This window comes from Streptomyces solincola (genome assembly GCF_002982015.1).
Lineage (GTDB): Bacteria > Actinomycetota > Actinomycetes > Streptomycetales > Streptomycetaceae > Streptomyces > Streptomyces solincola.
Genome location: NZ_PVLV01000225.1, coordinates 1 through 5274 on the forward strand (window position 1 = coordinate 1; position 5274 = coordinate 5274).

General features: G+C 72.7%; 4 protein-coding genes. 2 read left to right on the forward strand and 2 right to left on the reverse strand.

Features of this window, described 5'->3' with window-relative positions; genetic code table 11:
* On the reverse strand, positions 1-916 hold a 916-nt coding region (locus tag C6N75_RS16020), incomplete at its 3' end, for a peptide MFS transporter (protein WP_456340829.1).
* 284 nt (positions 917-1200) lie between these two features.
* Here C6N75_RS16020 and C6N75_RS16025 point away from each other — a divergent pair.
* On the forward strand, positions 1201-2211 hold the full coding sequence (locus C6N75_RS16025) for a polyprenyl synthetase family protein (protein ID WP_105869584.1): 1011 nt from the start codon (positions 1201-1203) through the stop codon (positions 2209-2211).
* Positions 2212-2358: 147 nt separating this feature from the next.
* Positions 2359-3576 (forward strand): LolA family protein, encoded by a 1218-nt coding sequence (locus C6N75_RS16030; RefSeq protein ID WP_105869585.1) that lies wholly within the window; start codon positions 2359-2361, stop codon positions 3574-3576.
* Between the two features lie 122 nt (positions 3577-3698).
* On the opposite strand, the gene C6N75_RS16035 is transcribed toward C6N75_RS16030, so the two are convergent.
* A complete protein-coding gene (locus C6N75_RS16035; RefSeq protein WP_105869586.1) occupies positions 3699-5051 on the reverse strand; it encodes a M28 family peptidase in 1353 nt (450 codons plus the stop codon).
* Positions 5052-5274 lie beyond the last annotated feature (223 nt).

Genomic DNA, 5274 nt, shown 5'->3' on the forward strand with positions numbered 1-5274 from the left:
GGAAGAGGACGACGTAGGGGCGCAGCCGGCCGCGCTCGGCGGGCGTGACCCGGGGACTTCGGAACATCACCGCGAAGTAGACGACCGGGGCGATCACCGAGATCAGGGTGAGGGCGTCCACGAACCGGTCCATGGTCAGCCAGCCGACCCCGGCCAGCAGCCCGCCGAGCGCGGCCACCGCGACCAGCCCGCCGACGATCAGCAGCACGGCGCGGCGCATGGCGTCCGGGGCCAGCGCGAACTCGGCGGAGTGCTTGCGCCCGGCCAGGTGGCGGCGGCCGGCCACGTACTGGATCAGGCCCAGCGTCATGCCGAACGCGGCGGCCGAGAAGCCCCAGTGCCAGCCCTCGTTCTCGCCGAGCCAGCCGGTGATCAGCGGGCCGAGGAAGGCGCCGATGTTGATGCCCATGTAGTAGAGGGCGAAGCCGGCGTCCCGGCGGTCGTCGTCGGTGCGGTACAGCTTGCCGACCATGGTGGCGACGTTGGGCTTGAGCAGTCCGGTGCCGGCGCTGATCAGCCCGAGCCCGGTCCAGGTCATCCCGGCGGTCGGCACCGCCATGGCGTAGTGCCCGCAGGCGATCAGGACGCCGCCCCAGAGCACCGACCGGTAGGAGCCGAGAATGCGGTCGGCCAGCCAGCCGCCGGCCACGCTGACCAGGTAGACCAGGGTGCCGTAGGCCGCCGAGACGGACGCGGCGGTGGCCGGGTCCATGCCCAGCCCGTCATTGGCGACGCTGTCCGCGAAGTACAGGACGAGGATCGCCTGCATGCCCAGGAACGAGAACCGCTCCCAGACCTCCAGGCCGGAGAGGGTCAGCAGTCCTCGCGGCTGGCCGAAGAAGGCCCGGTCGTCCTCGGGGGGCGGCTGCTCTCCGCCGCCGCCCGTCGCGTCGATTTCCGTGTCGGTCCCGGACAAAAGCCTTACTCCCGGTCGTATGTGTTACTGACGATCGTATGCCCTGATACCGACCGCATGTCGTGAAACGACCGTACGCGCCGCCGCCCGGGACGGCCCGCCCGACCGTACCCGGGAGCGGCCCGGCCGGCGGGCCCCGGGGCCGGAGACCGGGTGGTCAACACCACCGCGAGGCGGGGGGAAGGTGCCCACGGTGATCCAAAGGCGACCGGATACGCTGACGGGAGTGAATCCAGCGACACATCGACAATCCGTGTGATCGTCAGCAGACAGGAGATGCCCTCGTGACCGCAGTGGGGCCGTTCGGGCTGAGCGTGCGGGACCAGGCTCTTGAGGCCGATGTCCAGACCGGATTGGCGGCCGTCGAAGCCGGGCTCCTCGACGCCACCAAGAGCGACGTGCCGTTCATCACCGAGGCGGCCCAGCACCTGGTGCGCGCCGGCGGCAAGCGGTTCCGCCCGCTGCTGGTGATGCTCGCCGCGCAGTTCGGCGACCCGCACGCGCCCGGCGTGGTGCCCTCCGCCGTCGTGGTCGAGCTGACCCACCTGGCCACGCTGTACCACGACGACGTCATGGACGAGGCCGAGGTGCGCCGCGGAGTGGCCTCCGCCAACCAGCGCTACGGCAACTCCCTCGCCGTGCTGACCGGCGACTTCCTCTTCGCCCGCGCCTCGCACGTGCTGGCCGACCTCGGCCCGGACGCCGTCCGCATCCAGGCCGAGGCGTTCGAGCGCCTGGTCACCGGCCAGATCCTGGAGACCGTCGGCCCGCGCGACGGCCGCGACCCGGTCGACCACTACCTGGACGTCCTCGCCGGCAAGACCGGCTCCCTGGTCGCCGTCTCCTGCCGCCTCGGCTCGCTCACCGCCGGCGCCGGCGAACGGGTGGTGGACATCCTCACCCAGTACGGCGAGCGGCTCGGCGTCGCCTTCCAGCTCGCCGACGACGTCCTGGACATCGCCTCCGACTCCCACGAGTCCGGCAAGACCCCCGGCACCGACCTCCGCGAGGGCATCCCCACCCTGCCCGTGCTGCGGCTGCGGGCCCGCGCCGCCGCCGAGGGCCGCCCGGAGGACGCCGAGCTGGTCGCCCTGCTCGACGGCGACCTCACCGACGACGCGCGCCTGGCCGAGGTGCTGCGCCGGCTGCGCGAGCACCCCGCCCTGGAGCAGGCCCGCCGGGACACCGTGCGCTACGCCCAGGAGGCCCGCGCCATCCTCGCCCCGCTCCCGGACGGCATCGCCAAGGCGGCGCTGGAGGAGCTGTGCGACCTGGTGGTGCACCGGGCGGGCTGAGCCCCGCGGGGCCCGGCGGCCCTGACTCCTCTCGGGGTTCCTCATCCTCCAGGGGTACGCGGGTTGAGTCCCCGGGCTGACGACTGGCGGCCCGCCGTGCGGTCAGATGGGATACACAAGGCCCGCTGACCCACGGAGGTACGCACCATGGCACCGAACGACAGCCGAGGTCCCCGCAAGGCGACCCGCTACGCGGTCCCGATCGCCGTCGCGGGGGTGGCGGCGGCGACCATCGGGCTGGTCCCGGCGCTCGCCGCCTCCGGTGAACCGGACCTTCCCCGGCTCACCGCCCAGCAGCTCGTGGAGAAGATCGCCGCCGCCGACACCGACACCCTCTCCGGCACGGTCAAGGTCAGCACCGACCTCGGGCTGCCCTCGCTGGACGGGCTGGGCGACCTGGGCGCGGCGGTCGGCGGCCCGCAGGACCGGGCGGCCGGCGTCTCGGCCTCCGAGCAGATCATGAAGCTGGCCTCCGGCACGCACACCCTGCGGGTCGCCGCCGACGGCCCCGACCGCCAGAAGCTGACCTTCTCCGACGGCACGGACCGCAGCCTCATCCACAACGGCTCGGACACCTGGGCCTACGACGGCTCGACCAAGGAGGCCCTGCACTCCACCAAGCCGGCCGGCGAGCGGGACTCCCGCCCCGGGGCGGCGCCGGAGACGACCCCGCAGGAGCTGGCCGAGCAGGCGCTGAAGGCCGTCGACGGCACGACGAAGGTCTCGGTCGACGGCACCGCGCGGATCGCCGGCCGGGACGCCTACCAGCTCGTCGTCCAGCCGAAGCAGGCCGGCTCGACGATCGGCTCGGTCAGGATCGCGGTGGACGCCGAGACGGGCGTCCCGCTCAAGTTCACCCTCAGCGCCAAGGAGGGCGGCAAGCCGGTGGTGGACGCCGGCTTCACCAAGGTCAGCTTCGACCGGCCGGCCGCCTCGGAGTTCGCCCTGCCGAAGGGCGCCAAGGTGACCGAGGCGCCGAAGGACGCCCCGGGTGAGGCGACGAAGGGGCCGGGCGGACTGCCGGGCCTGGAGGGCCTGTTCGGCGGAGCGGCCGGCGGCGAGGACGGCGGGGTGGACGTCATCGGCGAGGGCTGGACGGCGATCGCCGAGCTGTCCGGCGGCCCGGGCGCCGCCGAGCTGCCGAAGGGTGCGGCGCAGGGCAAGGGCGACGGCGCCGGGGGCGACGTCCCGGCCGCCGCCGGGCAGTTCCTCGACTCGCTGGGCGACAAGGTGACCGGGAAGTTCGGCTCCGGCACGGTCTTCAAGACCCGCCTGGTCAACGCCCTGATGACGGACGACGGCACGGTCTACGTCGGCGCCGTCACCAAGGACGCCCTGGTCGCCGCCGCCGACGGACGCGAGTAGCGGCCGGCGGCCGAGGGGCCGCCCGTTCCCGGGGGATGCCCGGTGGACGTACGACTGCCGGGGGCGCGGTGTGAGTGGTCACGCGCCCCCGGCAGTGGTCTGTCCGGCGTGGGACGGGTCGGTCAGAAGGTCAGCCGGAAGGCGTTGATGTAGCCGGTGTCCTGGGCGGCGATGTCCTGCACCCGCAGCTTCCAGGCTCCGTTGGCCGCCTCGCTGGAGGCGTTCACCGTGTAGGTGGTCTGCACGTTGTCCGCGGAGTCCGAGCTGCTGGAGTTCTTCAGCCGGTACGCCGAGCCGTCCGGGGCCAGCAGGTCGACGACCAGGTCGCCGCGGTAGGTGTGCACGATGTCCACGCCCACCTTGAGGGCGGCGGGCGCGTTGCCGGTGCGGCCGGAGACGTTGACCGTCGAGGTGACGGCGGCGCCGTTGTCCGGGATGGCCACGTCGGCGGTGTTCTCGTAGGTGTCACCGGTCGGCGGCTGGGTCGAGCCCGCCGACAGCGTCCAGATCGCGTGCGCGGCGGCGTCGCTGTTGCGGTCCAGCGCGGTGTCGCTGATGTTGGACAGGGAGTCGCAGGACGAGTGGTAGCAGCGGTCGAAGGCCTGCCCGGAGGTGCCGCCCCACTTCTGTGCCTGGGCCGCCGTCTTCGTACGGCTGGCGCCGGTGAACAGCCCGCCGACCGGTATGCCGACGTTCTTGAACGCGGCGTGGTCGGAGCGGCCGTCGCCCTCCGTCTCGATCTCGGTGGGCACTCCGAGGCCGGCGAAGTAGTCCTTGAACGTCTTCTCGATGGTCGGGTCGTCGTCGTAGACGAAGTAGCCGGGGTTCGGCGAGCCGATCATGTCGAAGTTCAGATAGCCGGAGACCTTGGCGCGCTCGGCCGTCGGCAGGTTGTTGACGTAGAACTTGGAGCCGATCAGGCCCAGTTCCTCGGCGCCCCACCAGGCGAACCGCAGGTGCTTGGTCGGCTTGTACTGGGCGCGGGAGACGGCGAGCGCGGTCTCCAGCACCCCGGCCGAACCGGAGCCGTTGTCGTTGATGCCGGCGCCGGAGGACACCGAGTCCAGGTGCGCGCCGGCCATCAGGACCTGGTTGGGGTCGCCGCCGGGCCAGTCGGCTATCAGGTTGTAGCCAGTGGCGCCGCTGGAGGTGAACTGCTGGATGCTGGTGGTGAATCCGGCCGCGTCCAGCTTGGCCTTCACGTAGTCGACGGACGCCTTGTAGCCGGGGCGGCCGTGCGCGCGGTTGCCGCCGTTGTTGGCGGCGATGGTGGAGAGCTGCGACAGGTGGGCCTTGACGTTGGCCAGCGGTATGTCGGGAGCGGCGGCCGCCGCCGCGGCGGGGGCGGCGGGCGCGGCGGTCGCGGACGGGACGGCGGCGGCCAGCAGGCCGGAGACGGCGAGCGCGGCGACGGCGACGGCGGTGGTCGCGCGTCTGGGCGCGGTGGATATGACGGGGCTGTCGGAGAGGCTCATGTGGGGGCTCCGGGGATTCCGTACGGGGATGGGGACGGAACGTGCGAACCGCCCCGCTTCACGTGGCACGGGCCGCGTCGGCGCGGGGCGTTGGAGCTACTGGTGCGATGCGCGTGCTGAATGGTGAGCGCGAGGGTGAAGGAGCGTCAAGGGCGGAATCTGGACACGGGCGTCCGCTCAGCGGACGCCCGTGTCCAGATTCCGCCCTTGACGCTCCTTCACC

Bases quoted from the DNA above. Each gene is read 5' to 3' on its own strand.
- C6N75_RS16030 (WP_105869585.1), top strand. From the start codon at position 2,359: ATGGCACCGAACGACAGCCGAGGTCCCCGCAAGGCGACCCGCTACGCG.
- C6N75_RS16035 (WP_105869586.1), bottom strand. From the start codon at position 5,051: ATGAGCCTCTCCGACAGCCCCGTCATATCCACCGCGCCCAGACGCGCG.